The 20,536-nt window shown below is 50.6% G+C and carries 19 protein-coding genes; all 19 read right to left on the bottom strand.

From position 1 onward, the window contains the following. Positions 1-226: 226 nt before the first annotated feature. Positions 227-2,308 (bottom strand): aminopeptidase, encoded by a 2,082-nt coding sequence (locus KTH90_RS22150; protein ID WP_158351945.1) that lies wholly within the window; start codon positions 2,306-2,308, stop codon positions 227-229. Next, entirely contained in the window at positions 2,305-2,889 is a 585-nt protein-coding gene (locus KTH90_RS22145; RefSeq protein ID WP_158351947.1) for an HD domain-containing protein, read from the bottom strand. Before KTH90_RS22145 ends, KTH90_RS22150 begins: the two co-directional genes overlap by 4 nt. 127 nt (positions 2,890-3,016) lie before the next feature. Next, positions 3,017-3,331 carry a DUF6142 family protein gene (locus tag KTH90_RS22140; RefSeq protein ID WP_158351949.1) on the bottom strand — a complete coding sequence of 105 codons (315 nt, stop codon included), beginning with the start codon at positions 3,329-3,331 and terminating at the stop codon, positions 3,017-3,019. After that, entirely contained in the window at positions 3,324-3,785 is a 462-nt protein-coding gene (locus KTH90_RS22135; RefSeq protein WP_158351951.1) for a VanZ family protein, read from the bottom strand. Before KTH90_RS22135 ends, KTH90_RS22140 begins: the two co-directional genes overlap by 8 nt. 136 nt (positions 3,786-3,921) lie before the next feature. Then, on the bottom strand, positions 3,922-4,074 hold the full coding sequence (locus KTH90_RS22130) for a hypothetical protein (RefSeq protein ID WP_238727495.1): 153 nt from the start codon (positions 4,072-4,074) through the stop codon (positions 3,922-3,924). Between the two features lie 60 nt (positions 4,075-4,134). Next, complete coding sequence (gene pyrE, locus KTH90_RS22125; RefSeq protein ID WP_158351953.1) at positions 4,135-4,812, bottom strand: orotate phosphoribosyltransferase; 678 nt, start codon at positions 4,810-4,812, stop codon at positions 4,135-4,137. Positions 4,813-4,920: 108 nt separating this feature from the next. Then, positions 4,921-5,823, bottom strand: coding sequence for a dihydroorotate dehydrogenase (locus KTH90_RS22120; RefSeq protein ID WP_158351955.1), 903 nt, complete (start codon positions 5,821-5,823; stop codon positions 4,921-4,923). Continuing rightward, positions 5,823-6,584 carry a dihydroorotate dehydrogenase electron transfer subunit gene (locus tag KTH90_RS22115; protein ID WP_158351957.1) on the bottom strand — a complete coding sequence of 254 codons (762 nt, stop codon included), beginning with the start codon at positions 6,582-6,584 and terminating at the stop codon, positions 5,823-5,825. The genes KTH90_RS22120 and KTH90_RS22115 overlap by 1 nt, the downstream gene beginning before the upstream one ends. A 43-nt stretch (positions 6,585-6,627) precedes the next feature. Then, positions 6,628-7,560, bottom strand: a complete 933-nt coding sequence (gene pyrF / locus KTH90_RS22110) for an orotidine-5'-phosphate decarboxylase (RefSeq protein ID WP_158351959.1) — start codon at positions 7,558-7,560, stop codon at positions 6,628-6,630. Positions 7,561-7,687: 127 nt separating this feature from the next. Further along, on the bottom strand, positions 7,688-8,980 hold the full coding sequence (locus tag KTH90_RS22105; protein ID WP_158351961.1) for a dihydroorotase: 1,293 nt from the start codon (positions 8,978-8,980) through the stop codon (positions 7,688-7,690). A 329-nt stretch (positions 8,981-9,309) separates the two neighbouring features. Further along, entirely contained in the window at positions 9,310-10,260 is a 951-nt protein-coding gene (locus KTH90_RS22100) for a sugar kinase (RefSeq protein WP_238727494.1), read from the bottom strand. Positions 10,261-10,510: 250 nt separating this feature from the next. Next, on the bottom strand, positions 10,511-10,675 hold the full coding sequence (locus KTH90_RS25535) for a hypothetical protein (RefSeq protein WP_408626304.1): 165 nt from the start codon (positions 10,673-10,675) through the stop codon (positions 10,511-10,513). Continuing rightward, positions 10,599-10,916, bottom strand: a complete 318-nt coding sequence (locus tag KTH90_RS25375) for a transposase (protein ID WP_275061469.1) — start codon at positions 10,914-10,916, stop codon at positions 10,599-10,601. The genes KTH90_RS25535 and KTH90_RS25375 overlap by 77 nt, the downstream gene beginning before the upstream one ends. 251 nt (positions 10,917-11,167) lie before the next feature. Beyond that, positions 11,168-12,121, bottom strand: a complete 954-nt coding sequence (locus KTH90_RS22090) for a C39 family peptidase (RefSeq protein WP_238727492.1) — start codon at positions 12,119-12,121, stop codon at positions 11,168-11,170. A 139-nt stretch (positions 12,122-12,260) separates the two neighbouring features. Next, a complete protein-coding gene (gene hxlA, locus KTH90_RS22085; protein ID WP_158351966.1) occupies positions 12,261-12,905 on the bottom strand; it encodes a 3-hexulose-6-phosphate synthase in 645 nt (214 codons plus the stop codon). A 226-nt stretch (positions 12,906-13,131) separates the two neighbouring features. Continuing rightward, the gene (locus tag KTH90_RS22080; protein WP_158351968.1) at positions 13,132-13,485 is read right to left on the bottom strand and encodes a PqqD family protein; all 354 of its coding nucleotides are present in this window, start codon (positions 13,483-13,485) and stop codon (positions 13,132-13,134) included. 17 nt (positions 13,486-13,502) lie between these two features. Further along, on the bottom strand, positions 13,503-15,398 hold the full coding sequence (locus tag KTH90_RS22075; protein WP_158351970.1) for an OPT family oligopeptide transporter: 1,896 nt from the start codon (positions 15,396-15,398) through the stop codon (positions 13,503-13,505). Positions 15,399-15,581: 183 nt separating this feature from the next. Further along, positions 15,582-17,495 (bottom strand): OPT family oligopeptide transporter, encoded by a 1,914-nt coding sequence (locus tag KTH90_RS22070; RefSeq protein ID WP_158351972.1) that lies wholly within the window; start codon positions 17,493-17,495, stop codon positions 15,582-15,584. 155 nt (positions 17,496-17,650) lie between these two features. After that, positions 17,651-20,314, bottom strand: a complete 2,664-nt coding sequence (locus KTH90_RS22065; RefSeq protein WP_158351973.1) for a cation-translocating P-type ATPase — start codon at positions 20,312-20,314, stop codon at positions 17,651-17,653. Between the last annotated feature and the right edge of the window lie 222 nt (positions 20,315-20,536).

Raw genomic sequence — 20,536 nt, 5'->3', positions numbered from 1 at the left:
CCGCTCTCTTTTCTTGTAATGGACATTGATAAGTTGTGCTTATATATTTCTTCGTTTATATAAGTAATTCTACTAGGGTTTCTTACGTTTGTCAATGGGCGATCAAGATAATCCAGCGGTAATGGGGGACATGTCCGTTCTGATTTGGGACATGTCCATTTCAGTTTGGGACATGTCCATTCCGGTTTGGGACATGTCCATTCCAGTTTGGACATGTCCCCATTGTTTATGCCCCAAAAGGCTCATTCAGCTTCTCCGTACCCGCAAGCACAAACCGCCCATCCCTGATAAGCATACACCTTCCCCCATCCGGATACACCACAGCTATCTCCGCCAGCTCATCATAAGGTATCGTAATATCCGTATGGCAGTTGAAATAGGCCTTACTAATATCCTCTTTTCTTAGTGCTGAGATCTCATTTTCCTTAGCGATGATCTCCTTCCCGTCCGGATTATAGGTCTTCGTATCTTCTTCCCAGCTATAGCAGGTATCTCCCACCGCGAAATGGGGCCCCATCTTCTCCGCGATCAGAATCGGAAGCTTATCCTCTATTCTATACCTGCGCGCCATAACATAGGCCGCGGTGTTCGTGCCGATCGCGAACTCACCCATGGGCAGGCTATCATGATGGTACAACACATTTTCCCGGATATATTTTTTATTCTCTTCCTCATTGTCAAAGTTAGTACAGGTATAATCGGACACACACCCGTCTTTAAAAGCGATCCGCAATCCCCGGTATTCCAGTTCGTTCAGATAGACACGGCCCACATGCAAGATACCGTCGGTGCCCTTCAAAACCGGAGAGGTGAACACCTCTCCCACCGGGATATTCACATCGGCCACACAGTTTTCGAACACGGTTTCCCGCGCGGTATCGGCGAGCGGTTTTAACGCCACCTGCAGATCCGTCTCATTTGCGCCCGCGCCCAGTATATGGACATAGGCTCCCCCGTCTAAAGCGTCGATCAGCTTTTGCTGGATCGTCTGATATAAGACATAATCCAACGTATTGATCCTGACGATTTCATCAAAGATTTCAGGAAAATCCTTACCGATCTCCGGAAGCGGAAACGCAATGATCGTAAAACTGCGTTCATCCCCTTTGATATATTCGTTGGTAATCTGTCCCGCCTCATTCTGGCAATAGACCATAAGCTTCTGCTGCTTATCGGTCAGACGGCAGGCCGCAGGCTTATTTTCCGGAGTAAAGGGCGCTTCCCCGAATACCTCGATGCAGGCAGGCCCCGCATGCCCGTATGCCAGCTCTTTATATTCTTCAAACGCCTGGCGGGTCACTTCCAGTTTCCGAGTGACATACTTCTTATCCAGATAAACGGCAGCGTCGTCCTTGTGGTCGTAGTCGTACTGTTTGTTGGGTGAGGTGGCGCAGTAACCGATCCTCAGATTCTGCCGTTTGTTCACACTGTGGTACGCAATGCGGTAAATCGCAGGTTTAAGCCCCATGTCTTCAAAATACCGGATAGCGGAACGCACCACCCGCTCAAAGCCGATGGGATAGCGGATATTCACCACGGATTTTTTGGAAATATCCTTTCCGGTGTTGACAAATCCGACCCGGTACCCGTCCGTATAAGTCAGGGCCATGGCATCTATCTTTTCCTGTGACAGACTGTTCAGATAAGAAGCCAGCTTAAGCTCATTATCGGAAATGTACTCCCCGTAGCGGTAGAGATAGCGAAGATCCATCAGCTGGCTGTGTAAAATAATGTCTGTGGCAAAATCAAGCGACGGATCTAACTGCTGCCGGATCCGATAGGGCACCAGTACATCGCTGTAATCGCTCATATGCCAGTAGATCATCTGGCGGATCTCTTCCGGCGTCTGCGCCGGATCGTCGGTAAATCCCGCGTAGACCTGGAGAAACAGTTCATACAGTATGACCATATGAAGCAGCCGTTCCTCATCATAAGCCTGCATTTCAAACGCACAGGGGATCGCCCCCCGAAGCTCCGTGTAGAGAAAACAGAGCAGACTGCCGTATTCCGCTCCCAGTTTCTCAGCCGCATACGCAGGATTGGCATAGCTGTGATCGTAATGTTCCGGCAGGATATCCCGGTACAGCTCCCGGTTCAGCTCCTGCATTTCAGACAGGGACATGCGCTTAAAGCGCTTTCCCTCGATCATCTCCAGCAATAGATCCATTTCCACCAGAAAACCGGCCGTCTTCTGAAAATAGTCTCGGCCCAGACCTTCGATGACCTCTTCCCCGGCGATCTCCCGGATCCGCTCAATGGCCAACGCATAGCGCGCCCAGATCCATTCCGCCCGTTCCTTATCCATCATGGCTTCAAATTCCCTTCTTTCACATTCTTCGCAATCAGAGGCAGGCAATATTCCCAGAGTTTCTGCGATCCCTCCGGCGTGCGGGCATTGCGCCGGATCACCTGTTCCTGGCTCACGCCGTGTTCCCTCCAGGACTCTCCGCCGGAACGATCATTCAGAAGAAGCGGCTGCACTTTGTCCAGCGTGTTGGCAAACCTGGCCTCCGGAGTCTTCCCTTCCTCAAATTCATCCCAAAGCCCTCTGACGTCCGCCGCCTGATCCTCCGGCAGCAGATGAAAGATCCGCTCCGCCGCCTTCAGTTCCCGCTCTCTTTTGGTGTCGTTCCCCGCGCTGTCGTAGGCATAGGTATCCCCCGCGTCGATCTCAATGATATCATGCATCAGAACCATCGCCATTGTTCTCGCCACGTCGATGGGCTCGTTGGCGTGCTCCGCCAGCAGGTAACACATAAGGGCCAGATGCCAGGAATGCTCCGCATCGTTTTCCTTTCTGCTGCCATCAGCAATATAAGTCTGCCGCATGATATTTTTTTCCTTATCCGCTTCCAGGATAAATTCCATTTGCTTGTCTAAACGTTCCATGAAAATCCCCCATTCTTTTTCTATTTCTCTATTCCAGTTCCCTGCCCCGGAGCGTGCTCGAACATTCATTCCCGCTATTGAAAATACCCTCCGGCCATGGAAAATTCATTCCCGCCAGCCGCACGCCCTAGAAACCGATCAGATAAATCCCAATCCACACAGCCAGTATCAGCACCGACAGTAACGACCCCAGCGTCGGGAACAGCTTATACCGTTCTTTTTCCTGGAAACCTCTCAGTCCATACACCAGCCCGACGGCAGCCATAATGATGGCCACTACACCCACAGAGCCGATATACAGCTCGCCGCTCCCCTTGCTTAAGTAGGAGAGATAGATCATGAAACCAAACAATACAATCGACAACGCGGCTACTACCGTAGAAAAGATCCCTTTTCCGGAGTGCCGCTTATTTGTAAACTTATATCCTCTTTTTTTAGCCAATATACTTTCTCCTTATCTTATTGCAGATCCAGAATACCAGATATCCCAGCATACCGCCTATGGTGTTAAGCAGAAGATCATCCACATCAAAGCTGCCCACCTTGAAAATCAGCTGGGTCACTTCGATAAACAGGCTCATCTGGAAAGTCAGCAGGGTAATCCACAGGAACTGCCTGCTGCCCCGGTGAATGATCGGTAAAATAAATCCAAAAGGCATAAAACCCACAACATTCCCCACCAGATTTGTTAGCACTGCCATTGGTCCGAGGATATCCCGGTATTTGATAAATCTATTGATTTCCTGGAACAGAACCAGATTATAGCTGTATGTCCGTTCCCCCGGCATCCGGCCGTATTCTTCGGAAAAGAACATAAAATACACCAGGCCGATGATATATAAAATAAACAGCAGCAACCCTGCCGTCCTGATTATTTTCGCAGTACTTTTTTTCACTCCAACATACCCCAATCTCCTGTTCCGGAAACCCTGCCATTCTCTCTTAAATGGCTGGAAATCAGACGGCGGCCGGGAATATGAAAAGCGTCCACTAAGCGCTCTTAGATATTCTCCCGGCCGTCATTCGGTTATGCTAAATAATGATATCCGATTTCCTTTTTAACAGTCTTGCCCCATTGACAACCATCATAATTCCGGCCGTGATGCCGGTGACCATCAATATAATTCCCAGAACCAGGCTGCTGGCTCCAGCTCTACACATTGTCTTATACACTCTTTCGCTCATGCTGATTCCTCCTGTATGATCTTCTTTATCATCTTAGTGAAATGCTGCTTTGAAGATGACTTACGCCTGTGTTCCATATTGTACATAGTATGCATCAATGGCTGACTTTAATGTGTCATCTATAATGACTTTTCCCTTGTACGGCCGGTTATACAGATGTTCGATCACTTCCGCCATGGTAACGATCGCCGCAGCGGGGAAACCATAGGTTTCCTGGATCTCAGCCAGAGCGCTCTTGGTTCCCTGTCCGCGCTCCATGCGGTCTACAGATACGACCATCCCGACCACCTGCACATCGCCCTGTGCCTTAATAATCGGCAGGGTCTCCTGGATCGAAGTGCCGGCCGTGGTCACATCCTCAATAATCACCACTTTATCCTGATCCTGCAAGGGGCTTCCCAGCAGAATACCGGTATCTCCGTGGTCCTTCACCTCTTTGCGGTTGGAACAATAACGGATGTCCGCACCGTAGAACTCGGAAAGCGCCATCGTCGCAGCCACTGACAGGGGGATTCCCTTGTAAGCCGGCCCGAACAGTACGTCAAACTCCACGCCATAGCTGCTCTGAATCGCTTTCGCATAATATTCCCCCAGCTTACGCAGCTGTGAACCTGTCCGGTAGAATCCGGTATTCACAAAAAATGGCGTTTTTCTACCGCTCTTGGTTACAAAATCCCCGAACTTCAACACGCCGCAATCCACCATAAATTCTATAAATTCCTGCTTATATTGTTCCACTTTTTTATCCTCCTATTACTTGATTCCGATCTTTGAAATAGAGTTTCGCTTGCGAAGCTCTCCGCCTGCGGCGGGCCGCGTAAGCGGTATCTTCCTAAAATTCAATACTCATTCTACCACACCGATCAGATCCTGGATATCCGAAATATTATATTTTTTCATATAATTTACCAAACCCTGGATAATCTCAGGCATGACGGCCGGATTGTGGAAATTAGCAGTCCCCACAGCTACCGCCGTGGCCCCTGCCAGGATAAATTCCAGGGCGTCCTCCGCGGATGCGATACCGCCCATGCCGATAATGGGCACATCCACAGCCTGGAACACCTGATATACCATACGAACAGCGACGGGCTTGATGGCCGGCCCCGAAAGCCCGCCAGTCCGGTTGGCCAATACGAATTTCTGTCTGTGTACATCAATCTTCATACCGGTCAGCGTATTGATCAGGGAAACCGCGTCTGCGCCGCCCGCTTCCACGGCTTTCGCCATCTCCGTGATATCCGTCACATTCGGGCTTAACTTCATGATGATGGGCTGTTTCGCATACTTTTTCACTTCCTGCGTAATCGCCATCGCGCACTCTGGGTCCTGGCCAAAAGCAATCCCCCCTGCCTTCACATTCGGACATGATATATTGATCTCCAGCAGGTCCACCGGTGCGTCGGAAAGCCGCTCCACCACTTCACAGTATTCTTCCGTTGTCTTCCCGCAGACATTTACGACGATCTTTGTATCATATTTTTTCAGGTAGGGAATATCCCGCTCCAGGAACAGGTCCACTCCGGGATTCTGCAGCCCCACCGCATTGAGCATTCCGCTTTTTGTCTCCGCGATTCTCGGGGTGTCATTGCCGATCCATGGCACATTGGAGACCCCTTTGGTGACCACAGCGCCCAGCTCGCCCAAATGAACAAAATCACTGTATTCCAGTCCGGACCCGAAGGTACCGGAGGCAGGCATAACCGGATTCTTCAGTTCGACTCCGGCAATATTTACACTCAGATTCATTACAGCTCTACCTCCCTCGCCTCAAATACCGGGCCGTCCTTACATACCCGCTTATTGTGCACATTGGTATGTTCATCCTTGCCCACAGACTTGCATACACAGGCCAGGCAGGCTCCGATCCCGCAGGCCATCCGCTCTTCCATGGACAAATAGCACTCTATATTGTGGACAATGGCATATTTCTGCAGCGCTTTTAACATGGGTGTGGGTCCGCAGGCGTAGATCACTTCCGCGTCCAGATGATGTTCCTTAATCGCGTCTATGACAGTCCCCCTGGTGCCGGTGCTGCCGTCCTCCGTGGCAATACATACCTGCCCGAACTTTTCCAGATCCTTGTCAAGGAACAGCTCATCCCGGTATCCCAGTACGATCTGCTTCTCTCCTTCCAGCTGTCTGGCCAGTTCTAACATCGGCGGAATACCAATTCCGCCGCCCACCAGGATCGCTTTTTTGGCGCTCAGCGGAAATCCGTTTCCCAAAGGCCCCATCACCTGAATCCGGTCTGCGGATACCAGTTTGGAAAACTCCTTCGTCCCTTCCCCGGCGATCCGGTACACCAGCCTCAGATGGCCTTTCGCCGTGTTCACCTCACAGATACTAATGGGCCGCGGCAGCAGCCTGCTGTTATCCTCACAGTAAATCATCACAAACTGTCCCGGCCTGGCTGCCCCGGCAATCTCCGGCTGCTTGATCCACAGATCAAAAATGTCCTTCGCTATCTCTCCCTGGCTTAGCACCAGGGCTTCCCTTTTTTCGTTCATGTCTTCCTCCAGTGCCGCAATCGTTACGGCCAGCCTTTTGTACTTATTTCGCAGACTTAAGGGCACCGTCAATATCGGCGGTCATATCGAGCACCGCCTGTCTGGACGCCTCTTCAAAATGCTCCGCGCCAAAAGAAGCGTACGCCTCCTGCTTGTAAGCCGCAATAATCCCCCGGGAAGAATTGACGATGGCACCCAGCCCGTCCTCATTAAAATAGTGCACCAGATCCGCGCCTTTTCCTCCCTGGGCACCATAACCAGGTACCAGGATATAGGACTTGGGCATCACCTTGCGCAACACCTTTCCAATCTCGGGATAGGTGGCGCCCACCACAGCTCCCACGGCGCTGTAGCCGCAGCTGCCGGTCAGATCCGCGCCCCACTGGTTCACCATATCGGCTACCAGTTCATACAGCGGCCTGCCATCCACCAGACGGTCCTGGAATTCTCCGCTGGAAGGATTCGAGGTCTTCACCAGAATAAATAAACCTTTATCCTCTTTTTTACAGATATCGGTAAACGGTTTGATTCCATCCGTCCCCAGATAAGGATTCACCGTAATAAAATCTTCGTCAAACGGGGCATACACGTTACCGCCCACTTCCACATGACCTAAGTGCCCTGCCGCGTAGGCAGCCGAAGTGGAACCAATGTCCCCGCGCTTCACATCCCCGATCACTACCAGGTCCTTGGATTTACAGTAGGAAACGGTCTTCTGGAAAGCCATCAGGCCCTCGATCCCGAACTGCTCATACATGGCGATCTGAGGTTTCACGGCAGGAACCAGATCCGCCACCGCGTCCACGATTCTGCGGTTAAACTCCCAGATCGCTTCGGCTGCTCCTTTTAACGTTTCTCCGTGCTCCCGATACGCCGCCTCTTTTATTTGTTCCGGAACATAGGCCAGCATGGGATCCAGTCCCACTACAATAGGGGCATTTGTTTTTTGTATTTTCGCTACCAATTTATCTATCATTATTTACCTCCAGTGACGCATTTACTGCGTCTTATATTCAGGTATAGGTGAACAGCTCTTCGTTCAACCGTTCCTCCATTCGTGCGATTTTTGTTCCGCCTGCGGTACCCGTCTGTCCGGATGAGTTTTAAATGGAAACCTCATCCTCCAGGGAATAGACGATTTCCCCTTCTATAACCGTATAAACCACCCTGCCCTTTACTTTTCTGCCATGGAACGGCGTATTCTTTCCTTTTGACTCAAACCGTTCCGCGTCAATGGTATACTCCGCTTCCGGGTCAAAAATCACCAGGTCCGCCGTGCTGCCTTCTGCCAGTGTTCCCCTCTCTATATTCAGAACCCGTGCCGGCTGATAACTCATCTTCTCAGCCATCTGAAGCGGCGTCAAAAACCCCTTGTCCACCAATTCCGAATAAGTTAAAGCAGCAGCAGTCTCAAGCCCTACGATACCAAACGGTGCTTTTAGCATGGACTTGGATTTTTCATTTTCCGCATGGGGCGCGTGGTCTGTAGCGATCACATCCAGCGTGCCATCCGCCAGTCCCTCGATCAAAGCATCCACATCCTCCCGCGATCGAAGCGGAGGATTCATTTTATAATTCGAGTCATAGCCCGGAATATCCCCGGACGTAAGAGTAAAGTGATGGGGGCACACCTCTGCGGTTACGGGAATACCAGCTTCCTTCGCCTGGCGAACCATCTGAACGCTGTCCCTGGTAGAGCAATGGCACAGATGCAGCTTCACTCCCGTGGACTTGGCCAGCAGAATATCCCTTGCCACGATCACGTCCTCCACCGCATTCGTGATTCCCGGCAGGCACAGTTCATTCGCCTTCTTATCCGCGTTAATCACTCCGCCTTTCACCATGGTGATATCCTCGCAATGGGCAAATACCGGAATTCCAAGAGCAGCTGCGATCTTCATAGCCTCCTCATAGAGTCCTGCATTCATCACCGATTTACCGTCCTCACTGATGGCCGGCACACCTGCCCGGACCATTCCCTCGATATCGGACAGTTTCTCCCCGGCCTGTCCTTGCGTCACAGCTCCGATCTGGTACACCCGCACCTTACCTGTATGACGCGCTTTATTATGCACAAAGCTGGCACGGTCTGGGTTATCGATCACCGGTTTCGTATTAGGCATCGCGCAGATCGTGGTAAATCCTCCCCGGGCCGCGGCTCTCTGGCCGGTCATAATCGTTTCCTTATGGGTCAGCCCCGGTTCCCTCAGATGTACGTGCAGGTCAATAAAGCCTGGCATCACAAAACAACCCGCCGCATTTACTGTGGCATCTGCTGTTGACCGGACGTTTTCAGAAACTTCCTTAATCTTTCCGTCTTCTATCAGCATATCATAGATACCATCGGTGCCTGTCGCCGGGTCCAGAATTCTTCCTTGCTTTATCAATAGCTTCATAATGGATTCCTTCCTGAATTTATTTATCTGTCTTATTTTAACATACGTGTTTACCCTCTGCAACGGGGGGGACTGAAATTTTTGGTTGGGGGCTCGGACAGTGTTCCAGTCCCTGAGAGGTTCTCCCATCATCTGCACAACCCGCTCTAAGGCCCGGCCTCAAGCGATGCTGCCTCACGAGTTTTTCCGCCCGGCTCCGCCATCCCCCGCCGCTTCCCTCTCATCCCCGCTCTGGTAAAGGCCTGTTTTCATATGTTCTACAGAACTGGGAAGGCTACATTTGAGATAATTTCTTATAATGATCACATTTTGTATTTGAGATTCATCCCTTATATTGATCGCACTTCGTAATTTTGGTGGATCAGGTCGGATACACGACCAGGAGTGATGATCCCTTCCATGGGGCCGAAGGCGGCTGTATTCAGGGCTGCCGCCGCGGATGCCTGTCTGGCGCAGGTTTCAAGGGGAAGGCCGCTTAAGTAGCCGCAAAGGAAGGCCGCATCGAAGCTGTCTCCGGCACCGGTGGGGTCTTTGGCGCGGACTTTGCAGATCGGGATGTCAAAATGAGATTCCCGGGTTATGATCTGAGCGCCTTTTTTCCCTTGTTTTAGGACGAGGACCTTTATATTGGGATATTGGAAAACTTGGTCGATCGCTTGATCCATTGATTCTGTCTCGAAAATCGTTAAAAGTTCATGAAGGCCCGGCATGAATACAGAACTATACTCCAGAATGGGCAGGACGCTGGACATTAAATCTATTTCTTTCAGGATCTCAATCCGCACATTGGGATCAAAAGTGATCACGGCACCTGCTTCGTACAGGGCTTTCATGGTCTGTAGTATGCTCTCCGCCATTTTCTTTGACGAGGTCAGACTGCAGCCCATAATATGGAAAAGCCCCACATTCTCCGGCAGTTTCTTTGGAACACTCAGGTTTCCGGCAGCGGAATTACCCATATGGAAGATAAACTTCCGCTCTCCGTTCCGATCATAGGAGACAAAGGCTACACCGGTTGACAAGATCGGATCCGTCGACAGCAAGGAGCAATTGACCCGGTCCTCCTCCAGGCGTTTCCGGATGCAGACGCCGAATTCATCCGCTCCGACTCTGCCGATAATTCCGCTGACATATCCCATCTTAGCCACAGTATCGGCAAAAATAGCCGGTGCTCCGGATGGGAAAGGTCCTGTGAATTCGCCGGTCCGCTCAAGAGGCATATCTACCTCCGGCCGCATAATCTCACAGATCGTCTCCCCCATGGTCCATATTTCTTTCACTTCATATTCCTCCCTTAAGCTACGTTCCATTGTACAAATCAAGTTAACCAAGCAAACACATTCCTAACCCCGCATACCACTCCCGTCTTCCAAAACATCCAGGTTCATTGCATAAAATGTCCCGGACCAACCACGATACATCTAATGTTTATCGCTGCCTGTCTCCGGGTTCAAGGGCTAAGCTTCCATATATAAGTTCTGACTTCATTCTAGCACACCCCCTTCAGACCTGCAATGTCCGAAAACAAATTTACCCGCACTTTAAGAAAAGAAGCTTATGTTCTGCCATCAATTCCATCATTTTTTTAAATCCCAGAAGGTTTTTCGCTCTTTCTATATTATATCCCAGACAAAAGAGCGCAAATTCTCCTGCCACCTTCCGCAATCCTCTTAACAGAAAGTGGCTGGCTCCCATCGCTCTTTTTATCGTTCCAAACGGATGCTCCGACAGGCACATCCTCTGGGGCATTTTTTCCAGGAAAATCGGCTATGGTACGAAAGTCCGGCTCCACACCGCCTATCATCCATTTCACTTCCAGATTGACTTTGCAACTTTCCGCCAGTTTTCGTGAGGAACGAATTCCTTTTCGGTTACCATATATATACAGCTTATACATTCCCCTTGGATCATAGGGCGGCCTGCCCTCTTTTGCCATTTCTTTTCCTTCATATTTTTTTAAATTAAGGCTGTTCACAAAAGCATCGATCAGTCTGGCTATACTCTCAGGCTCTACGAACGAATCCCAGGAACACAGTATTATCTGATTACGGTCAAAAGTGGATATATGGCATAATTCACCAACGCAGGGAAGAGAGGAACGCGGCGGGGCCTTGGAACCGGGCGGCTCATCTCTTCCCGGACCTTAGTAAAATTAACTTATTTGGTTTTCGGACAGTCTCCCCTTCCTCACAGGGAAAACGCCCAAAGATTTTTAATCTGATAACTCAGCTCAGAATAAGACCAAGTCCTGGAGCTGCGGCTTCGGCTGTTTGGGTCATTGACTGTGAATTCCCCGTCCCGGTAACCGGTTAATACGATAAAATGCCCGGTGGTGGTAAAGTCTCCCGGCCGCATACTGCAGATGATGGGATGCCCTTGGGAAAGTTCATTTTTCATAACGGACTCATCCAGACGGATTTCTTCTGCCTGGATCCCCAGCTGCCTGGCGCCTGTGGTCATAAGCGCCCAGGTGGTCCCGGCGGCTGGGTCCAGGTATCCGTTATCCTCACTGAAGGATGCTATAGCCTGGGGATTCTTCTGCAGGTCCAGGGTTAATCCGACGATGACCATGGACAGACAAGTGGGTCCGCAGCCGTCCAGTCCAATGAGACCTTCTGTACCATAGGAATGGTATCCCCATCTGGAATCCCACTGGAGGAAAAGCGGAATTTTGCCCTCTTCCCAGTCATTTTTAAGATCGATGGGCTGATCATTTTCCATAAGGTCCTTGTTTTCCGGATAGGCAAGTACGTAATCCAGCAGCTCTTCATTTTTGGTCAGAGCTTCCAGCATTCTTTCGGGATAGTCTTCGATATGACTGGTGATTTGCTTGAGCTGGGAAGAGGGCAGATCCATTGTTTGTAACTGCTGCAGGAGTGAATTGTCGATATCCATGGAGGAGACATTGACGGACAGACTGCCGTCGGGAGGCTGTGAATTTTCAGTCAGATATGGCTGCCGCCATTCTTTGAATTTGTTCCCTATATTTTTCACACCATAGTGAAGTCCAAATACCACTAGAATCAGCAGCCCGGTGAGGAGCACGAATTTCAGCAGGTTTGTCCGGGCCCTTCTTCTGCGCCTGTGTTTTCTTCTGGCCTTTATATTTGTCCTTTTTTTTAATTCCTCACTCGATGTCATTGGGGCATCCTCCTTTATTTCGGTATGCCCTTATTATATCCGTTCTCTTTGTATTTTTTCGTATTACTTCCTTAGTTATTTCTTAATTTCCGGGGTGATAATTCTTTCTAATTTATGAATTTCTTGAAAGCGGCCGGATTTAAAGCCGGTTCTGATCTGTTATTATTCTGCGTTTAAATGCAAGAACGGCCGCCCGAAGGTCGGGGGCGGTTGTCAGCGCTCCTCCGGCTATAATCACGTCAGGATGGCTGAACATAGCTAACGGGAGTGTGTCCTGAGTGATACCTCCTGCGGCCGCTATCCTGGTATTACAGACTGTCTCTGATAATTTCTTCAGGTCGTTAAACGGCGTTATTCCGGACTGCTGCACATCTACGGCGGTATGTACGCCGATATAATCGACGCCCATCGCCTCCAGCTCTTTGGATCTTTGAATGAGATCAGGAACACCCAGCAGATCCACATATAGTTCTTTTCCGGCCTTATGGACCACGTTCTTTGCTGCTGTTATCGTATTGTCGGCGGCAGCGGCCAGAACGGTCACGATATCCGCACCGGCCTCGATGGCATAGCGGGCCTCAATTTCACCTCCATCGGCGATTTTGGTGTCTGCCAGAACCGTCAGCTGGGGAAAACTCTCCTTCATACACCTCACCGGCTGCATCCCGTACTTGATGATCATCGGTGTTCCAATCTCTACGATATCGATAATATCGTGTATTTTTTCCGCCATTCCCAATGCTTCTTCCATCGATACCATATCCAGCGCTATTTGTAATCTCATTTTATGCTCCTTCTCTGTCTTTTATAGAATAGAATATTCCGTAAGTTATTTGCTCTCCTATCTTCCATGAGCACCGCCAGGGTGACGCCTTATCTTAGTTTAATAATTTCTGATGAAAATGTCCATGGTTATTTTGACCACAGCCGACGGCAAAAACCTCTGAACCGGGAACGCATCACACGTTCCCGGTTCAGAGGCTCCGTTCCTGAATTCAGTTTTCCGCTTCTCAATCATTTTTGTAGATGATAAAATGATGGAACTTTAATATCCGGAAGAATTCTACCAGCCGGTTCAGCAGCGGCTCCGCTTTCTTGCCGAACTCAGCCTGAACAAGCTCCGAGATGTCATAGACCGTGTTCTTTCCGTCGATCTGCAGCCAGACAAAACTCCCATAGGCATCCAGCTGTATGTGGCTTACTTTGGGCCGGCGGAAAAATTTCTGGGCTATGTGGTTGAAGAAACCCTCGTTGGGCTCGTCGATCACCACCCGCCCTTTCTCATTGGTTTCCCATTTGTACTCCGGATTTTTCATGGGCACGTAGTCCATATAGTTTCCGGGCAATACTGTCTTTTTTGACATGCTCTCACATCCTTTGTCTATTTCGCCTTCCGCTTTGCGAACAGGAACAGTGACCCGATCAACAGCGCAAACGCTGCCAGTCCTCCGATATTTCCCAGATTCAGGATTTCGGACAGATCTATTTTATCACCAAGTGTCACTGCGCCGATGGGAACGATGGCCAGCACGGCCAACAGGATACCCACAAGCCCCTCTCCGGCGATCAGGCCGGAACAGTACAGCACACCGCGTTCAATCATTCCCTTTTTGTGTCCTTCCGGAAGATGCTTTTTCTTTTCAAAATATAATCGTACAAGACCGCCTGCCATGATCCCGGCGCTTAAGTGAACCGGCAGATACAGGCCCACGGCAAAAGGCAGTACCGGCATCCGTAAGATCTCCGCCACGATGGCGATTCCGGCACCCGCAAATACCAGCACCCACGGTAGATTCCCTTCCATTACGCCTTCGACCACCATCTTCATCAGTGTGGCCTGGGGCGCCGGCAGCTGGGTGGACCCGTATCCCCACGCCGAGTGGAGCAGATATAACACACCGCCGATGGTAACCGCAGAGGCCCCGACACCGATCAGTTCCCCGATCTGCTGCCTTCTGGGCGTGGCGCCCAGGATATATCCGGTCTTTAAGTCCTGGGAGGTATCTCCGGCGATGGCCGCGATCATACAGATAATGGAACCGATGGCGATCGCGCCGATCATACCTGCCTGACCGGTGGATCCGGTGGCCTTTAAAGCCATCGTGGAAAACAATAGCGTGGCGATCGCCATTCCGGAGACCGGATTGTTGCTGCTGCCGACCAGTCCTACCATTCTGGAGGATACCGTTGCGAAGAAGAAACCAAACACCACGATCAGAACCGCTCCCAACAGATTGACCGGGAACGCCGGCAACAGCCAGATCAGGACCGCCATAGCCAGAATCACCAGCAGAATCCCTTTCATAGGCAAGTCCTTATCCGTGCGCAGCATACTGGCCTCTCCTTTTCCATATCCCTTCAGCGCCTGACCGAAGGTCCGGACGATCAGAGGAAGGGATTTGATCAGGCTTAAGATCCCACCGGCCGCTACTGCGCCCGCCCCGATGTATCGGATGTATTTGGTCCAGATCGTAAAGGAATCCATGGAGCTAATGGGGTCCGTCCCCGGAAAGAGGACTGCGTCCTGCCCGAAAAAGCTCAACAGCGGCATCAGCACAAACCAGGCCAGGACTCCGCCCGCCAGCATATAGGAGGAGATCTTCGGTCCGCAGATATAACCCACTCCAACGAGCGCCGGCAGTACGTCTACGCCTGCCCCGCTTCCCTTATAGGAGTTTAACTCATAGTGAACCTCGCTGGGAAACAGCTTCAGCCCATCCGCCGCGAATTTGTAAGCGGCTGCTATTCCAAGTCCCGCGAACACTGTGGAGGCTTTGGAACCGCCCTCTTCTCCCGCCAGCAGGACCTCTGCACAGGCGGTTCCCTCCGGATACGGAAGAACACCATGTTCCTGAACAATCAGAGCCCGCCGCAGCGGTACCATGAATAAGATTCCCAGGACTCCTCCGAATAACGCGATAATCGAAATGGTCCAAAAGGACGGAGGCAGGGTCTCCCACTGCTCTGCCCACATAAATAATACCGGCAGGGTAAAAATCGCGCCCGCCGCCACAGATTCACCGGCTGAACCGATTGTCTGTACCATATTGCTCTCGAGTATGGAATCCTTGCGCAGAATCACCCGGATAACACCCATAGCGATAACGGCGGCTGGTATCGATGCCGACACCGTCATTCCCACTCGAAGGCCAAGATAAGCATTTGCCCCGCCGAAGACCACTGCCAACAGGATTCCGATGACGATCGACGCCACCGTAAATTCCGGCAGTACCCGTTCCGCGGGGACAAATGGTTTAAAACTTTTTTCCTGTTTCATATCTCAATCCCCATCCTTTATGAATTGGCACTCATTGTCCGTTTCATTATAGTATGGGAGGAAAATACAAAACAATGTATAATAATTTCCTGTTTTACCTATATTCGGCGCTGTTACCTGTATCAGACAGCATTACCTATATTAGGCAGTATCACCTGGTTCAGACAGCATGATCCCAGGCAATTAATTCTTGCTGGCTTTCTCTTTTTTCCAGAGGGTAAATGCCAAAATGCTGATAATAATCAGAGCGAAAAAGACTAAACCGCCTATGTTGCCCAGATTAAATTTCTCTGAAAGATTGATAATATCCCCAAGGGATTTCCCGTTAATCTTGATGACAGCGAATACCGCCAGCAGGATTCCGATCAGTCCCTCTCCAGCGATCAAGCCGGAAGAGTACAGGACGCCGTTGTTCACCATATTCTTCTTCGTCTCGGAATCGCCTTTCTTCCTCTTCTCCAGGAACAGACGTACCAGACCGCCAACCATCATCGGTGTACTCAGATGGATCGGCAGATACAGCCCGACAGCGAAGGGCAGCACCGGGATACCCAGGATCTCCACCACGATTGCGATAAATACACCTGCAAATACCAGTACCCACGGCAGGTTCGCATTCATAACGCCTTCCACAACCATCTTCATCAGCATGGCCTGGGGTGCCGGCAGTTCGGTCGTTCCATATTGCCACGCTGCGTTAAACAGGTACAGAATCGCGCCAATGGCTACCGCGGATGCAACCACGCCGATCAGCTCACCAATCTGCTGTTTCCTGGGCGTAGCACCTACGATGTAACCGGTTTTCAAATCCTGAGATGTATCACCGGCAATCGCTGCGATGATACAGATGATCGCGCCGATAGCTATAACCGCCGTATAACTGCTGTGTCCCGTTCCGCTGGTCGAACGCATAATAATCGCGGAAAACAGAAGCGTCGCGATCGCCATACCGGATACCGGGTTATTGCTGCTTCCGATCAGGCCCACCATACGGGAGGACACGGTCGCAAAGAAGAAACCGAAAATAACGATAATAAATGCGCCCAGCAGATTCACCGGGACAGGAGGAAGCAGCCAGATAACAACTGCCACTACCAGCGCTGCGATTAATACGCCGGCTGTCGGCAGATCCTGATCCGTACGCAGATTGCTGTCACCTTTCCCCTTGCCATAGCCTTTCATGGCGTCTTTGAAGGTAGTAACGATCATCGGCAGAGACTTGATCAGGCTCATAATTCCACCAGCCGCAACTGCACCGGCACCTATGTAGCGGATATAGCTGCCCCAGATATCAAAGGATCCCATCTCACTGATCGCTTTTGATCCCGGATAAAGAATCGCATCCCCGCCAAACAGCGCGATCAAAGGCATCAGAACCAGCCATGCAACACAACCGCCGGCCAGCAGATAGGAAGAAATCTTGGGTCCGCAGATATAACCAACACCTGCCAGAGCCGGAAGCACGTCCATCCCAATACCGGAGCCTTTGTAAGGGGTAATCTCATAGTGCACTTCGCTGGGGAAAATCTTTAACCCGTCAGCGATAAATTTGTAACCTGCGGCGATACCAAGACCTGCGAATACGGTGGAAGCTTTCGCTCCGCCTTCTTCTCCTGCCAGTAATACTTCCGCACAGGCCTTACCCTCGGGATAAGGCAGAGTACCATGCTCCTGAACAATTAACGCTTTCCGAAGCGGTACCATAAACAGGACGCCTAACACACCGCCGACTAAGGCGATCAGTCCGATTTCGATCAAGGATGGAGCACTGACGTTCCACTCGTCTGCCCACATGAACAAAACCGGTAAGGTAAAGATAGCGCCTGCCGCAACGGATTCACCAGCTGAACCGATGGTCTGAACCATATTGTTCTCCAGAATGGAATTCCGCCGCATAATGACCCGGATGATACCCATAGAGATAACCGCTGCCGGAATAGAAGCAGATACAGTCATACCTACACGAAGACCCAGGTACGCGTTCGCACCACCGAATAATACGGCCAGAAGGATACCGACAATAACGGATGTCACTGTCATTTCCGGCAATATTCGATCCGCTGGTATAAACGGTTTGAATTGCTTGTCGTCTTTCATCTTTCCCTCTCCTCTTATTAATTTTTACGAAATAATCTTAACATAATATTAACACCCTAGCAAACCTTTTATTGGTTTCTCCTGTTTTTTTGCCATATTTCCCTACAAAAAAAGATGGAAATACTATATATTTCCATCTTTTTTGTTACTTTTCATTAATTTTTTCTATTTTTTGTCCGCAAAAATATTTTAACAATTTCATTCACAATTACAGGCACCAGCGAAAGTCCCAAAACAAAAATCCAGTCGATATGTGTCAGGTGGAACACATCAAACGCAGCCGCGAGCGGAGGAACTGTGATCACAACAAATTGTATCAGGATACCTAGGATTATGGATCCGACCAGATATTTATTGGAGAATAATCCCACCTGGAAGATACTCTTGGTCTCACTTCTTAAGTTCAGCGAATGGAATAACTGGGAAACCGCCAGCACCACAAAAGCCATGGTCTGTGCATGGGTCAGCGTGTCCCCGGACAGGTTACCGATGTGCAGCACATGCAGGCTCCATTCTCCGGAATAACGCATGGCTCCGATAGCAAAGGCCGTCAGGGTCATAAGCCCGATCAGCGCGCCGTTCAGAATCAGGAACACCTTTCTTCCATGGAACAAACTCTCTTTGGGGTCTCTGGGCTTCACCTTCATAATATCCGGATCTCCCGGGTCCACACCCAGGGACAGCGCCGGCAGCGTATCCGTAATCAGATTCACCCACAGCAGATGGATGGACTGCAGGGGTGTCATCCACGCCATCAAAGTAGCCAGGAACAGCGCGATAATCTCACCGATGTTGCAGGAAAGCAGGAATACGATAGATTTTTTGATATTTGCGTATATATTACGACCCTCTTCCACCGCTGTGACAATGGTGGAAAAATTATCATCCGTCAGTATAATATCCGAAGCGCCCTTCGCCACATCAGTCCCCGTGATCCCCATAGCCACTCCGATATCGGCAGCCTTCAGGGATGGGGCGTCATTCACCCCGTCTCCGGTCATGGACACGATATTTCCGCTTCCTTTGAATGCCTTCACGATCCGGACCTTGTGTTCCGGAGATACCCTGGCAAATACCCGGACATTCTTCACCCGCTCGATCAGCTCCTCATCCGTATACTGATCCAGTTCCACACCCGGCATAACCTGCTCCTGGGTGTGAGCGATGCCCAGCTCTTTTGCTATGGCGAAGGCAGTTTTCTGATGATCCCCGGTAATCATCACGGTGGAAATGCCGGAATTACAGCAGGTGGCAATGGAATCCTTCACTTCCATCCGCGGCGGGTCGATCATGGCTGCCAGGCCGATGAATGTAAGTCCGCTCTCCATCTCTTCCTGCGTGAGATCCTCCCGCTGCGTTTCCTTATAGGCAGCCCCCAGCACTCTGAGCGCCTGATCCGAAAACGCATCCGCGGCGGCCATAAATTCCGCGGCCAAAGCTTCCGTCATAGGAACCACCTGGCCGTCCACCAGAGCGCTGGCAGATTTCCTGATCAGCTGATCCGTGGCTCCTTTTGTCATAACGTAATATTGATCCCCATAGACATTTACTGTGGACATAAGCTTGCGGTCTGAGTCGAACGGAGCCTCGTTGACCCTCTGATGTTTTACGTTCCAATCTTCTTTCCGAATCCCGTGCTTATTTCCCAGATCAATAAGCGCCACCTCGGTCGGATCTCCCGTGCTTCCTTCAGGCCCTGAGGTGGCATCGGAACAGAGCACCAGGTTCTCGATCAGCAGACGCTGTGCCGGGTCATCCGAAGACAGCTGCGGTTCCTCTATGATTTTCCGATTCACGAAGCATTTCATAACGGTCATCCGGTTCTGGGTCAGCGTCCCGGTCTTATCCGAACAGATAAAGTTGACCGCGCCCAGCGTTTCCACAGAAGGCAGCTTCCGGATAATCGCGTTTTTCTTAACCATGCGCTGGACACCCATGGCCAGCACGATGGAGACGATCGCCGGCATCCCTTCCGGGATCGCCGCCACAGCCAGAGAAATGGCCGTCATGAACATCTGGAACAGGTCTCTTTTTTGCAGCACGGCGATGCCGAACATGGCCACGCACACGATCAGAGCCACGATTCCAAGAAGCTTACCGATCTCTGCCAGCTTCTTCTGAAGCGGAGTTTTCTCATCCGCTTCCCCCAGCATATTGGCAATATGGCCAATCTGGGTGTCCATTCCCGTCGCCACCGCTACTCCGGTACCTCTGCCGTTGGTAATCAAGGTGGAGGAGAACGCCATATTCTTCATATCCCCCAGAGGGATATTATCCTCAGCGAGTGTAAGCCCTGCGTCCTTGTTCACAGGAACCGACTCCCCGGTAAGCGCCGACTCTTCCACCTGCAGATTCGCCGTCTCGATCAGCCTGATATCACACGGTATATACCGGCCGGCGTCCAGCACGACGATGTCGCCCGGCACGATCTCCTCCGATACCATCTCTCTTATTTCCCCATCTCTTACCACATACGCCTTGGGGGCCGAGAGTTTCTGCAGGGCTTCCATGGATTTTTCAGCCCTGGCTTCCTGTGAGACACCGATCACCGCGTTGAGCACCACCACCAAGCTGATGATCACCGTATCGTTGATCTCGCCCATAAAGCCGGAGATTACCGCGGCGATCAGCAGAATATAGATCAGCGGATCGTTTAACTGGGCCACAAACAGCTGCAGCAGGCTTTTCTTCTTTCCCTCTTTCAGTTTATTAGGCCCATACTTTTCTCTTCGGAGGGCAGCCTCCGCTGTGGTCAGCCCTTTGCCCGGATCTGCCTGGAACTGTTCCAGTATCTGTGCCAGAGGTTTATTATGAAACATTACATACTCCTCCTTCCTAAATTTAAAATACATTGTATCATATACAATAGACAGCCGCAATCGTTGTTAGAATATGTGAAAACCCGAAGTTGTATACCAGGCCGGCCAAATATCCGGGAGATTCGGCGATCTCCAAAATAATGAACCGCTTTTTCTCAAGAGAAATGAATATTTTCCTTCTTTCCATAATAAGATGTAAAAAGAAAACGATAGGAGGGCCTT

Origin of the sequence: Diplocloster modestus (genome assembly GCF_019042245.1) — a bacterium.
Lineage (GTDB): Bacteria > Bacillota > Clostridia > Lachnospirales > Lachnospiraceae > Diplocloster > Diplocloster modestus.
Note: the sequence above shows the minus strand (reverse complement) of the source record. Positions and strands in the feature narration are given on the sequence as shown.